Source organism: Bradyrhizobium sp. BR 10289, from assembly GCF_019455385.1.
In the GTDB taxonomy this organism is placed as follows: domain Bacteria; phylum Pseudomonadota; class Alphaproteobacteria; order Rhizobiales; family Xanthobacteraceae; genus Bradyrhizobium.
Window position 1 is genome coordinate 185,730 of the sequence record NZ_JACOFR010000009.1, and the last position, 16,149, is coordinate 201,878.

Sequence of the window (16,149 nt, forward strand, 5' to 3'; positions counted from 1 at the left end):
TCGCCGGATTCGACCGAAGCACGGGAATAGCCGCAGTGCGGCCTTTCGCCCAATTTCACAAAACTGCAACATGCTGACAGCATAAGGCGTGCGTCCGCCAACAGGAGACGCACATGCGCGCGACTTTTCTCATCACCGTCGCAACGACCATTCTCACCGCGAGCACGGCGCTCGCGCAGAGCGAAGGCGAATTTCCGGCCAAGCTCGCCGGCCACGTGGCGATGCCGGCCGCGACCTTCATCGACGCGCCGGCCGACGCGCCCGCCGATCTCAAGACATCAGGCAAATACACTACCGGCAAGCGCGTCGATGCGCTCGGCACCGTGATGGGCAAGTCGTACGAGCGTCCGACCGGCGTCTCGCTGCCGTTCAAGGGGCAGCCGCTGCAGGGCCATTCCGGCATCAAGCACATGGCGGACGGCAGCTACTGGGTGATCACCGACAACGGCATGGGCGCGCGCGCCAACTCGCCGGATTCGATGCTGTACCTCAACCGCTACAAGATGGATTGGGCCAGCGGCAAGATCGAGCGCCAGGAGACCATCTTCCTGCACGATCCCGACAGACGCGTCCCGTTCCGCATCGTCCATGAGGATACCCAGAAGCGCTACCTCACCGGCTCCGATTTCGACACCGAGGGCTTCCAGATCATCGGCGACACCTTCTGGATTGGCGACGAGTTCGGCCCCTATATCCTGAAGGCCGACAAATCAGGAAAAATTCTCGGCGTGTTCGAGACCGTTGCCGACGGCAAGCCGGTGCGCTCGCCGGACCATTGGGCGGCGGCGACGCCGGGTGCGCCGGGCGCGACCTATACCAACGTCAACCTCCGCCGCTCCAAGGGTTTTGAGGGCTTTGCGTCCTCGAGGGACGGCAAGTTCATCTACGGTCTGCTCGAGGGGCCGCTGTGGGATGCCGACAAGAAGGACTGGGAGAAGGTCGACGGCAAGGAAGCCTCCCGCATCCTCGAATTCGACGTCGCAGCCGAAAAATTCACCGGCCGCTACTGGCAATATGTGTTCGAGCAGAACGGCAACGCCATCGGCGACTTCAACATGATCGATCAGGCCTCCGGCCTCATCATCGAGCGCGACAATGGCGAAGGCACGGCCGACAAGGCCTGCCCGGCGGGGACCCGCGGCGAGAACTGCTTTCCTGACGTGGCCAAGTTCAAGCGCATCTACAAGATCGAGCTCTCCGACGCCAATGTCGGCAAGCCCGTGCGCAAGATCGGCTATATCGATCTGATGAAGATCCAGGACCCCGACAAGAAGGCGCGCAAAGCGCTCAACGACGGCGTCTACACCTTCCCGTTCTTCACTATCGAGAACGTCGACCGTGTCGACGACACCCACATCATCGTCGGCAACGATAACAATCTGCCGTTCTCGTCCAGCCGCGATCCCAACAAGGCCGACGACGACGAGTTCATGCTGCTGGAAGTCGCGGATTTCCTGAAGGCGAAGTAGGACGAGGCTCCCCCCTTGACCTCTCCCCGCTCTTTGCGGGGAGAGGTCGGATCGCCCCCGGCGATGCGAAGCATCGTCCGGTGCGATCCGGGTGAGGGGCGAAGCGGGATACCAACCCAAGAAAAAGGTCGATCCGACTCGTATTGCGCGCGTGTTTGACCTGCAATTCATGCCGAATTCGCGGAGACACCCCTCACCCCACCCTCTCCCCGTAAGAACGGGGCGAGGGAGTGAGAGAGCGTGGTCACCGCACCGTAAACTCCACCGGGATCGAAAAACTCATCGCGCCGCCTCTGATTTCGTCAGGGATCGGCGGAAACGGCGAGGCCTGGCGGATCATCGATAGGGCCTGGGCGTCGAAGGCGGCAACGCCGGACGAGCCGCCGAGACGGCTCGCTGTCACCTGCCCGCTACGGCCAAGGGTGAAGCTGAGCCTTGCGACGCCGCGCGCGCCGCCGCCGGCCGATGGATAGGAGTGGAAGCGCATCAGGTGCGCGCGAACCCGTTGATTGTAGGATGCGATGGCGGAGGCCATAGCGCCGGCGCTGACGGCGGATGCCATCGGCGCCTCGCGCTCGGCACGCGGCGGCGCGCTGGTGCGCGGCGCGGGGGTTGCGTCCGACGGCTTCCTGGCTTCGCGACGAACCACCTTTGGCTTCTCTGGCGCGGGCTTTGCGGCTGGCACGATCCTGGCCGGCTCGGGCCTGGCGGGTGTCGGTTCAAGCTTCTGCTCCGGCGGCGCGACCACATCAGGCTTTTCCTGCGGCGGTGTCGGCGCGATGGTCTCCTCGACCATCTGCCGCTGCGCGGGCTCCGGCGGCGAGGCATCGGCCTCCTGCATCACCGGCCCGGGCGCAACGTCCTCAGGCATCGACTGCGGCGCCGAGGTCACCGGCGACATGTCGATCATGATCGCCGGCAGGCTGACGCCCTGCTCCGGCTCCGATCTCAGCCAATGCATCGCCAGCCCAGCGGCAACAATATGCAACGCCACGATCACCGCACCTGAAACGCCCCAGCGCGCCGTCTCGCGCTCGCCAAGCGGCTCGTGCAGGGCAAAGGCGTTCGCAACGGCCATCAGCTGCGTCCGTCGAGGCCGACCAGGGCGACCTTGAGATAGCCGGCGTTACGCAAGGTGTTCATCACCTCCATCAGGTCGCCGTAGCTCACCGCCTTGTCGGCGCGCAGATAAATGCGCTCGTCCTTGCGGCCCTTGGTGACGACGTCGAGCGCGGCGGCGAGGCCGTCGCGCGTCATCGTGTCTTCGCCGACGGCAATTGTGAGATCCGGCTTCACCGTGACGAAAGTCGGCTTGTCCGGCCGCGGCGCCGGTTCGGCGGCCGTGGCCGGCAGCTCGACGCCGATGTCGACGGTGGCGAGCGGGGCGGCCACCATGAAGATGATCAGCAGCACCAGCATCACGTCGATGAAGGGCGTGACGTTGATCTCGTTGACGACGTCGAGATCGTCGGGAGCGCCGCGCGCTCCCCGCCGCAATGCCGAGCCTGCTAGCTTTGCACCCATGGCCTACTCCGCCGCCCGCGCCAGGCGGAAATCCCTGCTGTCACGCTGGCGGCTGATCAGCAGCATCAGCTGCGCCGAGGCATCGCCAAGCAGCGCGCGATAATTGGCGATGCCGCGGACGAGGTGGTTGTAGATCACCACCGCCGGGATCGCCGCGACGAGGCCGAGTGCGGTGGCGAGCAGCGCCTCGGCGATGCCGGGCGCAACCACGGCAAGGCTCGTGGTGTGACTCTCGGAGATGCCGATGAAGGAATTCATGATGCCCCAGACCGTGCCGAACAGACCGACGAAGGGCGCGGTGGCGCCGATCGTGGCAAGCACGCCGGTGCCGCGCGCGATCTCTCGGGACATCGCCGCCTCGACCCGCTCCAGCCGCAGCGCCACGCGCTCCTGAAGGCCGTCATCGACGATGCCGCGGGAGAGCTCGGCTTCCCTGGCGCAGGACTGGATGAGCTGGGCGACAGCATCATGCGCCTCGCCCGTCCGCTCCGCCGCCTCCGCCAGCTTCATCCGGCCCTCGAGCGCACGCGTCCGCTCGATGGCGAGCGCGCTCTTGCGGCGCAGCTCCATTGTCTTGGCGAGCCAGACCGTCCACGTCACCAGCGAAGCGGCGGCGAGCCCGACCATCACGGTCTTCACGATGATGTCGGCCCCGAGGAACATGCCCCAGGGCGACAGATTGCGCGGCAACAGCGCCTCGTCGATCGCGAAGGCCGGCCCCGGTGCGAAGACCAGCGCGATGGTTAGGATCATGTGCCGAAGCTTGGAAGCGTCCTGCATCCTGATCTCCCGAGAGAGTAAAGAACCTACGCCGCGGGCAAGGCCGCGATCCGCAGCGCCAGCTGCTGGAATCGCGCCAGCTGATCGCTGCGCAGCGCCCGGGTCTCGTCACGGCCGACGAACACCTTGAACATGATGCCGCCGCCGGCATTGACGAAGGCAACGAAGGCGGACGCCTTGCCCATGAAGGGACGCTCGACGAAGGCGACGGCCGCACAACGCTCGTGGCGGAGATGGCCGTGCAGGCCCTTCGGCTGCATCAGGTTGAAATAGCCGCGCCCGATCTCGCCCGCGGGAATGGCGCCCGTGAACTCGAATATCGCATCGTCGGTGTGGACGATCAGCGTGACCTCGCCCCATTGCGCGATGTCCTGCATGGCGGCGGCGAAATGCTCGCCGCCCGCCATCCGCACCATTGACGACGGCAGTGCCTCGATCACCGCGCGCGGCGTGACGTTGCGCTCGCGCGCGACGTCCTCGATCACAGCGCCGGGATTGTCGGCCATGTACGCCCTAAGATCGGCGAGATCCTTGCTTAGCATGTCATCTCCCTCCGCAGGCTGCGACTTAAGCTGCCGCGTTCGTCTTGCGCTCGGTCAGGATGACCTCGAACCCTTCGAACCTGGGATGGCCGAGATAGAGGCTCTCGCCGGTCTTGTTGTCGGCGCGGGCGTGGGCGCGGCGGAATTCCTCCGAGCGCGTCCAGGCCTCGAAGGCGGCCTTGTCGGCCCAGACCGTGTGCGAGGAATACAGCGTGTGATCCTCGGCGACCGGCCCCTTGAGCAGGTGGAATTCGACGAAGCCGGCCATGCTGCCGAGATAGGATTCGCGGGTGCGCCAGACGGTCTCGAACGCGGCTTCCGAGCCGAGCTTCACCTGGAAACGATTCATGGCGATGAACATCAAAGTCTCTCCTTGTGATCAAGACGACAACGCGCCGAAGCCGCGCTGGCGTGTCAGCGCAGCCCGGCTGAGATTGCTGGTGTGGCGATGCCTCCCGGCCTACGCACCTCCAAAGTGAATCTTCAGGCCGGCCTTGTAGACCCTGCCCGCTCCTGCGCTCGTCCACAGCACGTCGTTCTGCGTGGTGCCGTCGGTCGAACTGCCGGGAATGGCGTAAGGCCGATAGTACTGGTTCAGGAGGTTATCGATCGAGGCCGAGAACACGATGTCCTTGGTCGCGGCGTAGGTCATGTAGAGGTTGACCAGCTCGTAGCCGGTCGATGGGACATAGCCGGTAGGCACGTCGTTGTTCGCGCCATACGAGGCCCACTGCGCTGACAGGACGAGGCTGCGATCGAGCAGGCGGACGCCGCCGGTCGTGACGACCTTGCGCGGGGTGATGGTGGCGAGGCCAACATTGGTCTGGGTGTTCTTGCCCTTGATGTAGTGCCCGGCGACACCGATGAACCAGTTGCCGGCATCGTACATCGTCTCCGCCTCGAAGCCGTCGATGCGGGCATTGGCGATGTTCTGGTACTGATAGAACTGGCTGAACGAGCCGAACCCGGTGGGGACCGGCGTCGACGCCACGAGGTCGATGTAGTCGGAGACGTCGTTGCGGAACAAATTGATCTTGCCGCGGAACGAGTCCTGCGCGGTGAAGATGCTATCGTATTTCAGGTTGATGCCGACTTCCTTGTTCCGGCCGACTTCGGGACGAAGGTTCGCGTTGGGCAGGAAGCAGAACAGGCCGGACGTGCCGTCGGGGCAGACGAAGAAGGCCGGGCCGCCGCCGGTCGCATGCGCGCCTGAGATCACCGTCTCGGTGATCGAAGGTGCGCGGTAGCCTTCGGCATAGCTGACATAGGGCTGGAAGCCCGCCACCGGCGTCACGCCGAGGGTGATCTTCGGCGAGAAGCGGTCGCCGCCCGTATTGGTCGTGCCCGACTGCAGATTGTAGCGGTCATAACGGATCGCGCTGATGGCCTCGAACCAGGTGCCGTAGTTCTGCTTCAGCTGCAGGAAGCCGCCAGACACCGTGCGTATGCCGCTCGGCGTCGTGATGTTGGAATTGCCGCGGCTATCGGTCGTGATCACGTCGTCCTGGAACGCATCGACACCGTAGGTCACGGCATTGCGCCAGTCGCCGACGTTGAAACGCGTGGTGTTGTTGGCGTCGAAGCCGACAGTGTTGAGCGTATAACCGCGCTTGTCGCCGACGCAGCCGGAGATGTTGTTGCCGAAATTGCCGGCGCCGCAATAGGCCGCGCCGGAGGTCGAATAGTGATAGGTCTTGGTCTGGTCGTTGTCGGTGCGGTTGCCGTAGACCGAGACGTGCGAGTCGAACAGATTGTCGCTCGGCAGCGAATAGTTCCAGGTCAGCGTGCCCGTGTAGTTCTTGGCGTCGGAAGCATAGACCGACGAGCCCTGATAGAGCGCGCGCCGGGCCGCGGTCGTCACCGGGCCGGTGTTCATCTGGCCGATGCTGTACTGATAATCCTGGAAGGTGGCGCCGAACTTGACCTCGTGGCCGATGGCGGGGCGCACCGTCAGCTTCAGCAAGCCGGCCTCGACTTCGTTGTTGGTGTTGCCGATCTCGGTGCCGTTGCCGTCCTTGTAATTGCCCTGGGTGCGGTAGACTGCGCCGCCGAACACATCGACGTCGGGCGTCGCGCGCACGCCGCCGAACACCGAGCCGAGCCCGCGATTGTTGTTGGAACCGTAGGAGCCCGAGAGATCGACGCCCCAGCGCTCGCCGGGACGCAGCACGTCGTTGATGTCCTTGGTGCGGAACGAGACCAGGCCACCGATAGCGCCGGAGCCGTAGATGTTGGCGGTCGGACCCCGCACGACATCGACGCCGCCGATCAGTTCCGGATCGAGGAAGAACGAGCCGTTGGCGTTGTGGCCGGTGCGCTGATAGTTCTGCCGCGCGCCGTCGACGACGACCGCGACGCGGCCGAAATCCTGCAAGCCGCGGACGTTGATGACGGTCGCGGGATCATCGCCGCGCTCCTGGAACGACACGCCGGGCACCGCATAGAAAATGCCAGACAGCCGATTCGGCTGAATCCCCTGGATCTGGTCGAGCGAAATCGAGGAGACCGGCGCGAGCGCATCGATCGCACGCTCCTTGGTCTTGCTTGCGGCGACCGTGATGGTGTCGAGCACTTGAACGGATCCCGTGCCGGCGGCCTGCGCATTGGCGTTCAAGGCCGCGGGCGTCGCCTGCTGCGCGACTTGCGGCTTGGCCGGCTTACGCTTGGCCTGCTTCGGCCGATCCGAGGACGCATTTTCGGCCTGCGGCGATGCGCTCTGCGCAAAGCCGTTCTCCGTCATCACCGCCGCAATTGAAACAACCGACGCGCCCAAAATCAGGGCGCGCGAATACCTAGCCCCGTCAGCCATAAGCCCAACCCGATCATCATTGTCTTAGCTTGGCTGGCGTGCGCTGCTCGATGCGAGCGACTGGCTGGCTATGTGTGGTGCGGACTCCCCGGCCCGCATTGCCTTGATTGGTTACGTGGCAACACTCAGGCGGTCAATGTCGCAAGGTTGCAGTTTATATCAATTGTAAATCGCCGCCGTTGGAATGCGCCCGATGCCGCCTGTACATACAGGCAGCATCTGAATTTTCGAAAGCGCATCACACTCACTATGTCAGCAGCGTCCGGAGACAACCACGGCGACGCAGCAGGGCCGACGCAAAGCCCTTCTGCAACAACGCGAACTCTCACCATGCGCGGGAGCCGGATCGACAGCCGCGAGCTGTTTGCGGCCGAGCGCGAGATCATCATCGCGCATGGCGAGGACAGCTATCGCCTTCGCCTCACGTCGCAGAACAAGCTGATCCTGACGAAGTAGCTTGCAATGACATTTTGCCGCACCCTCGCAAAGCTGCTGCTATCAGGCACCATTGCGTTCTCATCCGCCGCGCACGCCGCCGCTATCACCGTGCATGACGCGCGCAATCGCGACGTCACCGTTGCCGATTTTGCCCGGACGGTTTCGATCGGCGGCGCCATCACCGAGATCCTCTATGCGCTCGGCCTCGAGAGCCGGCTGGTCGGCGTCGACACCACGAGCCTTTATCCGGCGGCGGCGCTGCACGACAAACCCAATGTCGGCTACATGCGGCAGATCTCGGCCGAAGGCGTGCTCGGCCTCAATCCGACGCTGATCCTGGCGATCCAGGGATCGGGCCCGCGCGAGACCATGGACCTCCTGGAGACCGCGAAGGTGCCCCTGGTGCTGGTGCCCGAGACTTTCTCGGAGGACGGCCTGATCGAGAAGATCAAGCTGGTCGGCCACGTCATGGGCGTCGATGCGCGCGCCGAATGCCTCAGCGCTGCCGTCGGCGCCGATCTCGCCCAGCTCCGCGCTCTGCGCGCCAAGGTGACGAAACCGGTGCGCGTGATGTTCGTGATGTCGCTCCAGAACGGACGGGCGATGGTCGCCGGCCGCAAGACCGCGGCCGATGAGATCATCCAGCTCGCCGGCGCCGCCAATGCGGTCGAGGACTACGACGGCTACAAGATCATCGGCGACGAGGCCATCGTGGCCGCAAAGCCCGACGTCGTGCTGTCGATCGAGCGCGGCAAGGACTCGCTCCAGCCCGACGCGGTTTACGCTCATCCCGGCTTTGCGCTGACGCCGGTCGCCGCCAACAAGAGTTTCATTACGATGGACGGGCTCTATCTGCTCGGCTTCGGGCCGCGCACGGCGTCAGCCGCGCGCGATCTCTCGGTCAAGCTCTATCCGGCATTGGCTGATAGCGGCGCGTTCACATCGGCGCTGTCGGCGGCGAATTGCCGGCAATGACCGTGGCAATCGGGACCGGGGCGCAGAGCGCGCGGCGCGTCGGCGCGGGACGGCGGTTCACGTCGATTGCGATCCCCGTTCTGCTCGTGGTGCTCGTCACCACCGCCATCGTCGCACTGACGGTCGGCGCGGCCGGCATTCCTTTTTCTCGTTTACCTGCCGCGCTCGGCTTCACGAGCCCTCCGCCTGCCGATGCGATGACGGCGCGCGACCAGCTCGTGCTGTGGTCGATCCGCATTCCCCGGATCGCGGCGACTGCGATGATTGGCGGCCTCCTGGCCGCCGCCGGCGCGATCATGCAGGGCCTGTTTCGCAATCCGCTCGCTGATCCTGCGTTGGTCGGCGTCTCCAGCGGCGGCGCGCTGGCGGCCGCAAGCGCGATCGTCTTCACCGATTCGCGCTTCGGCGAGACGCTGCGCGTCCTTCAGACCGAGCTGCTGCCGCTCGCGGCCTTCGCGGGCTCGCTGGCCACGACCGCGATCCTCTACGGCATCTCCAGCCGCGCCGGGCGCACCTCGATCGCGATCTTCCTGCTCGCCGGCGTCGCCATCACCGCCATCACCAATGCCGGCATCGGCTTGCTGGTGTTCATCGCCGACGACCGCCAGCTGCGCGACATCACCTTCTGGATGCTGGGCTCGATGAGCGGGGCGACCTGGACCAAGGCGGCCGTGCTCGCACCGGTCCTCGTGATCGGGGTTGGCGCCTGTGCCTATATAGCGCGCGGCCTCGACCTGCTGGTGCTCGGCGAGGCCGATGCCTTCCATGGTGGCGTCGACGTCGAGCGCCTCAAGCGGATCTCGATCGTGATGGTTTCCGCCATGACCGGCGTCGCGGTGTCGATCAGCGGCGTCATCGGCTTTGTCGGCATCGTCGTGCCGCATCTCTTGCGGCTCGTCATCGGACCTGCGCACCGCCTGCTGCTGCCGGCCTCGGTGCTGTCAGGCGCCATCCTGATGGTCGGCGCCGACACGCTGGCGCGCACCATCGTGGCGCCCGCAGAAATGCCGATCGGCATTTTGACCGCCGCCGTAGGCGCGCCGGTCTTTCTGGGCATCCTGCTGCGACAGCGCGGGCTTGCCTCGCTATGAACGCGGTGATCGAAGCGCACGGTTTGACCAAGCGCGCCGGCCGCGCGACGCTGCTCGATGGCGTCGGCCTTTCGGTTGCAGCCGGCGAGATGGTCGCCGTCATCGGCCCCAACGGCGCCGGCAAGTCGACGCTGCTGCGGCTGCTCTCCGGCGATCTTCGCCCGAGCGCAGGCGAGGTGCGGCTGAAGCAGCGCGACATCATGGGCTATACGCCGCGCGAGCTCGCGGCGCGCCGGGCGATGCTGTCCCAGCACGCCAACGTCACCTTCCCCTTCACCGTCGAGGAGATCGTGCTGATGGGCGCAGGCGAGCGCAGTGCCCGCGAGGCCGGTGCGCTGGTCGATGCCGCACTCGATGAGGTCGGGCTTTTGCAATTCCGCGAACGGCAATTTCCGACATTATCAGGCGGCGAGCAGCAACGCGCCCATTTCGCCCGCGTGCTGGTGCAACTCGCCTGCGGCGAGGCCGAGCACGGACCGGGCCTGCTGCTGCTGGACGAGCCGACTTCGAGCCTCGACCTGCGCCACCAGATCGACCTCGTCGAAGCCGCGCGCCGCCGCGCAGCGGGCGGCACGGCCGTGGTCGCGATCCTGCACGACCTCAACCTCGCGATCCGCTTTGCCGACCGGCTGATCGTGCTGAACGGCGGCAAGCTTGCCGCCGACGGTCCCCGCGCCGACATCGTCACGCGCGAGATCATCCGGGAGATTTTCGAGATCGACGCCGTGGTGCAACAGGCGGACGGCGTGCCCTATGTGCTGCCGCAGTCGATGCGGGCCGTGGTGCCGCCGCGGTGAAGGTAGACTCCCTCGCCCCGTTCTTACGGGGAGAGGGCTGGGGTGAGGGGCCTCCCTCCACACGCGAGGCTATCGAGAGACCTGTACCCCCTCACCCGGAATCCGCGCTATGCGCGCATTCCGACCTCTCCCCGCAAGCGGGGAGAGGTGAAGGACTACCCCGCCGGCACGATCACCATGCTCTTGTCCTTCGGCCAGCGGATGCGCCAGGCGAAGTTGATATCCTTGACCTCGCCGGGCTTGGCATCGAACGACCATTCCAGCACGCCGCGCTTGTCGCGGATGTTGCTGGCGGTCGGCTGGGTGCTCGACGGCAGCATCTCGACGACGATGTCTTCGCTCTCGCTGACCGGCAGCTGATCCTCGATCGCGACCTTGATCGGGAAGTCGTGTCCGTTTCGGACGGTCGTCTTGAACGACCGCTCGTCGGTCTTCGATGTCGTCACGATCAGGCCGGCCGAACCTTCGTTGCGCTTGAGCACCGCGCGCTCGATTCTGATCTTGTCGTCGGCACCGAAGCCGAGCCGGACGATGTCATCCTTGGCCGAGGCCGAGAGCCTGCCGCGGCCGACGAAGACGCCGTCGCGATAGATCGCGACCTTGCCCGGCAGCAACGTCGTGTCGTCGGTCTGCTTGAAGCTGGCTTCGAGGAAGGCGGTGGGGTCCTGCACTGGAGCCGCGCGTACGGCAAGATCAGCGGGCACGCTCATCGAGGCGATGCGCATGCTCTTGGCGCCCTCGGCAGCGCCGAGGCTGACGCGACCGGGGATCTTGAAGGTGGCCTGGAAGTCGCTGATTTCTGCGGTAGCTTCTTGCTCTTCACCAAAGCTCGTTCCGCTGCCGAATTTAAACCGCTGGGCTTGCGCTGACTCCGCGGAGGGTGCCGGCGCCAACGCAGAACGCAAGCGCGCGCTATCCGACATCTGGCCCGCCGCCAATGGCTTCGGCACCTGCGGGTATTGCGCGACCAGCGAGCCCAGCTCCGGCGCGCTGCCGCCACGACCGATGCGGACGGTCGAGACGCCAAGCGTCACGTTCGACCAATCTTCGCCGGTCGATTGCGTGACTTCCGCGCGGCGAACCAGCTCCAATTGCGGCTTGCGGTCCTTGGCGCCTGTGTCGAGCCGAGCGTCATACAGCGGTAACCAGCGCGCATTGCGCACCGTATAGCTCACGCGCAGCGTCGCTTTCGTCGCTGCTGCCGAAGCGACATCGATACGGACCTCCAGCTTGCGAGCCGGCTTGTCGGAGCGATCCGCTTCAAGCTGCACGATCTGGCGATCGATCTCGCGCTGCTGTCGCGCCGTGTCGCGGATGGTGGTATCGGCGGCGGCGATTTCCTCGGCGACGGCGGCAAAGGCTGCGCGCCATTCGGTGATCGGACGCGCTTCACCCTTGTCGCCGAGGCCGGCGGGAGAGGCTTCGGCGAAGCGCTGGGCGAAGTTGCGCCGGGCGGTCGCCGCATCGATGACACCTTGCAGGTCGGAGCGCTGATCCTTCAGCGCCTCGATGCGCTTGTCGAGCTCGGGCAGGTTGACCGGCGGCGCCGCGCGCGGCGGCTTGGCATCGATCGTACCGATGGTGAGTTTCGCGCCCGCCTCGCCTTCGACGCGGAGGGAGGACGGATCAAGCGAGAGCGGAAAGTCCTTCGCGATCAGCGTCGAGTCACCGGAGGCGAGGTCGATCGCGATCACACGCGTGACGGTCGCGCCATCGGGATAAACCGTGACGGTGTCGATGGCCGATGTGGCGTCGACGTCGGCGGCCCATGACGGCGAGGCGAATGCCGCGGTCATCAGGACCAGGCCCGTCGTTGCCAAACATCTCGCGGTGATGCGCATAAAGTCCCTCCTGCCGTATCGCCGCGCCGCCAGCCGGACGCGCGATCAAAATGCCTCGCCAACATGGTTGGACGCGGCAGGGAAGGAACTGGTTCGATTGGGGTTTCCGTGGGGCGCCGCTGCGGCGGCAGCAAGGCTGCAGAACGTATCGTCGTCCCGCGGCGCCTCAGACGTGGGTGGGCGCGCCCTGACCGAAGATGCGGCGAAGCAGGTCGGTCAGGTTCCTGGCGCCGGCCTTCCTCAAAATGCTGGCCCGGTAACCTTCGACCGTGCGCGCACTGAGATGCATGCGGCGGGCGATCTCCTTATTGGTGAGGCCGGCGGCGAGATGCTCGAGCACGTCGCCTTCGCGCCCCGTCAGCGGTTCGCGGCCGGGCAGCCAGCGCTGCCCGCTCACGCAGGGCTGGCCGACTTCGTCGATCGCGGCATCGATCCGATCGACGATGTCATGGGTACGGAACGGCTTTTCGATGAAGTCGGTGGCGCCGCTCTTGATGGCGTCGACCGCCATGGCGATGCTGCCGTTCGCCGACGTCACCAGCACCGGCGCCATGCAATTCTCCTCACGCAACCGCTTGAGCACCTCGAGAGCGGAGCGATCCGGCGGCATCTCCAGCAGCACGCAGGCCGGCATCCGCGCCTTGGCTTCCGACAGCAGCGAGGCGCCATCGGCGAAGCAAATCACGTCGTAGGCGCTCTGTTGGAGCGCCGCCAAAAGTTGTTCGCGGGAGGCGGTGTCGGTGTCAATGACGAATACCTCACCCTTGGAAAGCATGTTTCCCGGCATAATCCAGATCCAGCAATGTAAAGGTCAAATGATGAGAGACGGCCGGGGGCCCACCGCGCCCCGCCGTCTTGAGCACGGCATTCACGCCTGTGCTTCGCTTTCCCTTATGTATGTTCCACCCGGTTCCCGGATTTGACCGATCGGGACAGAAACTTTACATTTCGGGACATCTGCGGGAATGGTCGACAGGAACAGGTCGCATGACCGACCTCATTCGCAGCGCAGGGTTGAGCTGTTACCCGGAGGTCGCCCGCTCGGTCGGGCTCGACCCCAGGCAGATGATGCGCAAGGTCAGATTGCCGCTGAACGTCCTCGACAGGCCCGATACGCCCATTGCTGTCACAGCCTTGCGTCGCCTGCTCGAATTGTCGGCAGCGGAGTCCGGGGCCGAAGATTTCGGCCTGCAGCTCGCCGAGCGCGGCGGGCTGACCAATTTCGGCGCGGTCGGCCTGATCGTGCGCGAGCAGGCAACCGTGGGCGAAGCCATCGAAGCGTTCTCGCGCTTCATCCCTATCCATCACGACGGCATGAAGCTCGACATCATCAGGGACAAGCAGACTGTGACCATCAGGCTGCATCTGCGCGGCCGGCGGCCGACTGCACCGCGGCAGTCGATCGATATGGCGCTCGGCAGCATCCATCGCATCATCCAGTCGCTGTTCGGCAACGACTGGCGGCCGCAGGAGGTGCATCTGCATTATCCGCCGCCGCACGACCGCAAGCGCTATCGCGATTTCTACGGCTGCCGCATCACCTTCAATGCCGGGGACGATGCGATCCTGCTGTCGCCGCACGACATGGAGCGCCGGATCCCGAGTGCGCATCCGCTGATCGCGAGCTACTTACGCAAGCGCATCGAGGCCATCGAGACGCGCCCGGCGAGCTGGGAGAGCAAGGTCGACGAGGTCGTGCGCAGCCTGCTCGCCACCGGCGACTGCACCGTCGAGCGCGTGGCCGAGCACCTCGCCTGCACCCGCCGCACCATCCACCGGCATCTGGCCGGAGCGGGCACCAGCTTCTCGGCGATCCTCGACGCCCAACGCGCCGATCTCGTGATCCAGCTGATCGACGATCCCGGCCGGCCGCTGGCGGATATCGCCGCGCAGCTCGGCTTCTCCGCGCAGAGCGCGATGGCGCGCTGGTTCCGCGGCCGCTTCGGCTGCACCATCACGCAATGGCGCAAGGGCGTGCGGCCGCCGGCAAAGCCGGGCGGCGTGCCGTCGGCGAGCGCGGCGTGAAAGCGCGACGCGATCTGGTCCCGGAATGACGGGCGGAGCGAGCCTACACCGCCCGGCTATGCAGCTGCTTGCCGGGATCCAGATGCGCATCGAACGCGGCGGCGACGCTGCGGACCAGGAAGCGCGAGTCGCTTGCGACCGCAAGGCGGTCGCCCTCCAGCCTCACCACGCCGTCCGAGATCAGCGGCTTTAGACGCGTCGCCGAACTCAGCATCGCCTCGGGCCGTGCGCCATGGCGCGCGCAGATGTCGCCGAGATCGGCGCTGAACTCGCACATGATGCGCTCGATGATGTCGGCGCGCAGCCGGTCGTCATCGGTGAGGCCATAGCCCTTGGCGGTCGCGAGGCGGCCGTCCGCGATGCTCTGCGCATAGGGCCCGATTTGCACCTCGTTCTGGACATAGCCCTGCGGCAAATGCCCGATCGCGCTGGCGCCGAAGCCGAGCAGGACCTCGCCCTTGTCGGTGGTGTAGCCCTGGAAATTGCGCCGCAGCGTGCGATCCTCGAAGGCGATGGCCATGGCATCGTCCGGGCGCGCGAAATGATCGAGCCCGATCTGGACGTAGCCGGCCTCCTTGAGCGCATTCGCGATTCCGCAGGCCTGGTCGTGCCGCGCAAGGCCGTCGGGCAGGCTCCCCTCGTTGATCATGCGCTGGTGCTTCTTGAAATCAGGCACGTGAGCGTAGCCGAACACCGAGAAGCGATCGGGTGCGAGTTCGAGCGAACGTCGCACCGTCTCCAGGCACGAGGCGACGGTCTGGTGCGGCAGCCCGTAGATCAGATCGAAATTGATTCCCTTGATGCCGGCGCGCCTCAGCCTATCGACGACGGCGGCCGTCTGCTCGAAACTCTGCACGCGGTTGATCGCGCGCTGCACGGCCGGGTCGAAACTCTGCACGCCGAGGCTGGCGCGGTTGACGCCGGCGAGCCGCATCGCCTCGACCATGTCCGATGTCAGTGTCCGCGGATCGATCTCGACCGCGATCTCGGCCGAGGGCAGCACGAAGAACGAATGGCGCATGGCCGCCATCAATCCGGCAAAGGCCTCCGGCGCCATGATGGTCGGTGTGCCGCCGCCGAAATGGATGTGCTCGACCTTGATGCGGCGGCCGATGGTCTCGGCAACATGCGCGATCTCGCGGCACAGGGTCCGCTGATAGGACGCGACGAGCTCGTCGCGGCGGACGATCTGGGTGTGGCAGCCGCAGTACCAGCACATCTCCCGGCAGAACGGCACATGCAGATAAAGGGACGCGCTGGCGCCCGCGGGCAATTCGGACAACCACCTCGCGTAGGTATCCGCGTCGACTGCCTTCGAGAAGTGCGGCGCGGTCGGATAGCTCGTGTAGCGCGGCAGACGCTCTTCGCCGTAGCTCGCCGCGAGATCAGTCCTCATCTCTTGCCCATTCGTCAATCGATGCCGCGAAGCGGCGCGGCAAATCCCGGATGGCATTAGATTACCCGTTTCCGGACCAACGACCTTGCGCTCGCTCAAAGTCCGAGCGCCCGATTTGGCCGATAATCATGCTTAATCGTTGCTTCCTGGAGATAAGCCATGGCGTCGTTCGCCTTCGCTCTCGTTCTTTGGCTCACCGGTATTCGCGGCCATATCCCGCGATTCGACGATTTCCGTCCCGTCCCTGCCGCGCCCTCCGTTGGCGCCCATCATCTCGTGCGCGTGTTGGCCGTCACGGCCGCCGTCTTTGCCGCGCTGTCGCTCGCGGTGTGGGGCACGGTCTGGATTGCGATCCAGTTGCTGTAGTCCCGATCCGCCCATTCAAGGTGAACACCGCACAAGGCGGGCCACCGGCCAATCCCGGCTCCGCCCGGTGCGGGAGGAGACGTCTTGGCCCGCGGC

General features: G+C 65.7%; 16 protein-coding genes. 7 read left to right on the forward strand and 9 right to left on the reverse strand.

What is annotated here, in order from left to right; translation table 11 throughout:
- Positions 1–113 precede the first annotated feature (113 nt).
- A complete protein-coding gene (locus HYH08_RS17765) occupies positions 114–1,469 on the forward strand; it encodes an esterase-like activity of phytase family protein (RefSeq protein ID WP_220011091.1) in 1,356 nt (451 codons plus the stop codon).
- A gap of 244 nt (positions 1,470–1,713) precedes the next feature.
- Here HYH08_RS17765 and HYH08_RS17770 read toward each other — a convergent pair whose 3' ends face one another.
- From HYH08_RS17770 to HYH08_RS17795, 6 genes are all read right to left on the reverse strand, one after another.
- On the reverse strand, positions 1,714–2,547 hold the full coding sequence (locus tag HYH08_RS17770; RefSeq protein WP_220011092.1) for a TonB family protein: 834 nt from the start codon (positions 2,545–2,547) through the stop codon (positions 1,714–1,716).
- Positions 2,547–2,993 (reverse strand): TonB system transport protein ExbD, encoded by a 447-nt coding sequence (gene exbD, locus HYH08_RS17775; protein WP_220011093.1) that lies wholly within the window; start codon positions 2,991–2,993, stop codon positions 2,547–2,549. Before exbD ends, HYH08_RS17770 begins: the two co-directional genes overlap by 1 nt.
- Positions 2,994–2,996: 3 nt before the next feature.
- Positions 2,997–3,773 (reverse strand): tonB-system energizer ExbB, encoded by a 777-nt coding sequence (gene exbB / locus HYH08_RS17780; RefSeq protein ID WP_220011094.1) that lies wholly within the window; start codon positions 3,771–3,773, stop codon positions 2,997–2,999.
- A gap of 26 nt (positions 3,774–3,799) precedes the next feature.
- Positions 3,800–4,315 (reverse strand): heme utilization cystosolic carrier protein HutX, encoded by a 516-nt coding sequence (gene hutX, locus HYH08_RS17785; protein WP_220011095.1) that lies wholly within the window; start codon positions 4,313–4,315, stop codon positions 3,800–3,802.
- A gap of 25 nt (positions 4,316–4,340) precedes the next feature.
- A complete protein-coding gene (hmuQ, locus tag HYH08_RS17790; protein ID WP_220011096.1) occupies positions 4,341–4,676 on the reverse strand; it encodes a heme-degrading protein HmuQ in 336 nt (111 codons plus the stop codon).
- A gap of 99 nt (positions 4,677–4,775) precedes the next feature.
- On the reverse strand, positions 4,776–7,124 hold the full coding sequence (locus tag HYH08_RS17795) for a TonB-dependent hemoglobin/transferrin/lactoferrin family receptor (RefSeq protein WP_220011097.1): 2,349 nt from the start codon (positions 7,122–7,124) through the stop codon (positions 4,776–4,778).
- A gap of 249 nt (positions 7,125–7,373) precedes the next feature.
- Between HYH08_RS17795 and HYH08_RS37490 the strand changes: the two genes are divergently transcribed.
- Genes HYH08_RS37490 through HYH08_RS17815 form a run of 4 tightly spaced genes read left to right on the forward strand, consistent with a single transcriptional unit; the run spans position 7,374 to position 10,425 of the window.
- A complete protein-coding gene (locus HYH08_RS37490; protein WP_092034653.1) occupies positions 7,374–7,580 on the forward strand; it encodes a hemin uptake protein HemP in 207 nt (68 codons plus the stop codon).
- 6 nt (positions 7,581–7,586) lie between these two features.
- Positions 7,587–8,537 (forward strand): heme/hemin ABC transporter substrate-binding protein, encoded by a 951-nt coding sequence (locus tag HYH08_RS17805; protein WP_220011098.1) that lies wholly within the window; start codon positions 7,587–7,589, stop codon positions 8,535–8,537.
- Positions 8,534–9,628: a FecCD family ABC transporter permease gene (locus HYH08_RS17810; RefSeq protein WP_220011099.1), complete on the forward strand. Its 1,095-nt coding sequence runs from the start codon at positions 8,534–8,536 to the stop codon at positions 9,626–9,628. The genes HYH08_RS17805 and HYH08_RS17810 overlap by 4 nt, the downstream gene beginning before the upstream one ends.
- Positions 9,625–10,425 (forward strand): heme ABC transporter ATP-binding protein, encoded by an 801-nt coding sequence (locus HYH08_RS17815; protein ID WP_220011100.1) that lies wholly within the window; start codon positions 9,625–9,627, stop codon positions 10,423–10,425. The genes HYH08_RS17810 and HYH08_RS17815 overlap by 4 nt, the downstream gene beginning before the upstream one ends.
- 155 nt (positions 10,426–10,580) lie before the next feature.
- Here HYH08_RS17815 and HYH08_RS17820 read toward each other — a convergent pair whose 3' ends face one another.
- Both HYH08_RS17820 and HYH08_RS17825 read right to left on the reverse strand, forming a co-directional pair.
- Positions 10,581–12,266, reverse strand: a complete 1,686-nt coding sequence (locus tag HYH08_RS17820; protein ID WP_220011101.1) for a mucoidy inhibitor MuiA family protein — start codon at positions 12,264–12,266, stop codon at positions 10,581–10,583.
- Between the two features lie 166 nt (positions 12,267–12,432).
- Positions 12,433–13,053, reverse strand: coding sequence for a response regulator transcription factor (locus HYH08_RS17825; RefSeq protein WP_220011102.1), 621 nt, complete (start codon positions 13,051–13,053; stop codon positions 12,433–12,435).
- Between the two features lie 200 nt (positions 13,054–13,253).
- Between HYH08_RS17825 and HYH08_RS17830 the strand changes: the two genes are divergently transcribed.
- Positions 13,254–14,291: an AraC family transcriptional regulator gene (locus HYH08_RS17830; RefSeq protein WP_220011103.1), complete on the forward strand. Its 1,038-nt coding sequence runs from the start codon at positions 13,254–13,256 to the stop codon at positions 14,289–14,291.
- Between the two features lie 43 nt (positions 14,292–14,334).
- Here the strand turns inward: HYH08_RS17830 and hemN are convergent, their stop codons facing one another.
- A complete protein-coding gene (gene hemN, locus HYH08_RS17835; protein WP_220011104.1) occupies positions 14,335–15,687 on the reverse strand; it encodes an oxygen-independent coproporphyrinogen III oxidase in 1,353 nt (450 codons plus the stop codon).
- Positions 15,688–15,846: 159 nt separating this feature from the next.
- Here hemN and HYH08_RS17840 point away from each other — a divergent pair, with 159 nt between their 5' ends.
- Positions 15,847–16,053 carry a hypothetical protein gene (locus HYH08_RS17840; RefSeq protein ID WP_220011105.1) on the forward strand — a complete coding sequence of 69 codons (207 nt, stop codon included), beginning with the start codon at positions 15,847–15,849 and terminating at the stop codon, positions 16,051–16,053.
- Positions 16,054–16,149: the final 96 nt, after the last annotated feature.

What these genes read in the sequence shown, in the direction of transcription:
- HYH08_RS17820 (WP_220011101.1), bottom strand. Translation starts at nt 12,266, where the DNA reads ATGCGCATCACCGCGAGATGTTTGGCAACGACGGGCCTGGTCCTGATG.
- HYH08_RS17840 (WP_220011105.1), top strand. Translation starts at nt 15,847, where the DNA reads ATGGCGTCGTTCGCCTTCGCTCTCGTTCTTTGGCTCACCGGTATTCGC.
- HYH08_RS17805 (WP_220011098.1), top strand. Translation starts at nt 7,587, where the DNA reads ATGACATTTTGCCGCACCCTCGCAAAGCTGCTGCTATCAGGCACCATT.
- hutX (WP_220011095.1), bottom strand. Translation starts at nt 4,315, where the DNA reads ATGCTAAGCAAGGATCTCGCCGATCTTAGGGCGTACATGGCCGACAAT.
- hmuQ (WP_220011096.1), bottom strand. Translation starts at nt 4,676, where the DNA reads ATGTTCATCGCCATGAATCGTTTCCAGGTGAAGCTCGGCTCGGAAGCC.
- HYH08_RS17795 (WP_220011097.1), bottom strand. Translation starts at nt 7,124, where the DNA reads ATGGCTGACGGGGCTAGGTATTCGCGCGCCCTGATTTTGGGCGCGTCG.
- exbD (WP_220011093.1), bottom strand. Translation starts at nt 2,993, where the DNA reads ATGGGTGCAAAGCTAGCAGGCTCGGCATTGCGGCGGGGAGCGCGCGGC.
- HYH08_RS37490 (WP_092034653.1), top strand. Translation starts at nt 7,374, where the DNA reads ATGTCAGCAGCGTCCGGAGACAACCACGGCGACGCAGCAGGGCCGACG.
- HYH08_RS17770 (WP_220011092.1), bottom strand. Translation starts at nt 2,547, where the DNA reads ATGGCCGTTGCGAACGCCTTTGCCCTGCACGAGCCGCTTGGCGAGCGC.
- HYH08_RS17810 (WP_220011099.1), top strand. Translation starts at nt 8,534, where the DNA reads ATGACCGTGGCAATCGGGACCGGGGCGCAGAGCGCGCGGCGCGTCGGC.
- hemN (WP_220011104.1), bottom strand. Translation starts at nt 15,687, where the DNA reads ATGAGGACTGATCTCGCGGCGAGCTACGGCGAAGAGCGTCTGCCGCGC.
- HYH08_RS17830 (WP_220011103.1), top strand. Translation starts at nt 13,254, where the DNA reads ATGACCGACCTCATTCGCAGCGCAGGGTTGAGCTGTTACCCGGAGGTC.
- HYH08_RS17765 (WP_220011091.1), top strand. Translation starts at nt 114, where the DNA reads ATGCGCGCGACTTTTCTCATCACCGTCGCAACGACCATTCTCACCGCG.
- exbB (WP_220011094.1), bottom strand. Translation starts at nt 3,773, where the DNA reads ATGCAGGACGCTTCCAAGCTTCGGCACATGATCCTAACCATCGCGCTG.
- HYH08_RS17825 (WP_220011102.1), bottom strand. Translation starts at nt 13,053, where the DNA reads ATGCCGGGAAACATGCTTTCCAAGGGTGAGGTATTCGTCATTGACACC.
- HYH08_RS17815 (WP_220011100.1), top strand. Translation starts at nt 9,625, where the DNA reads ATGAACGCGGTGATCGAAGCGCACGGTTTGACCAAGCGCGCCGGCCGC.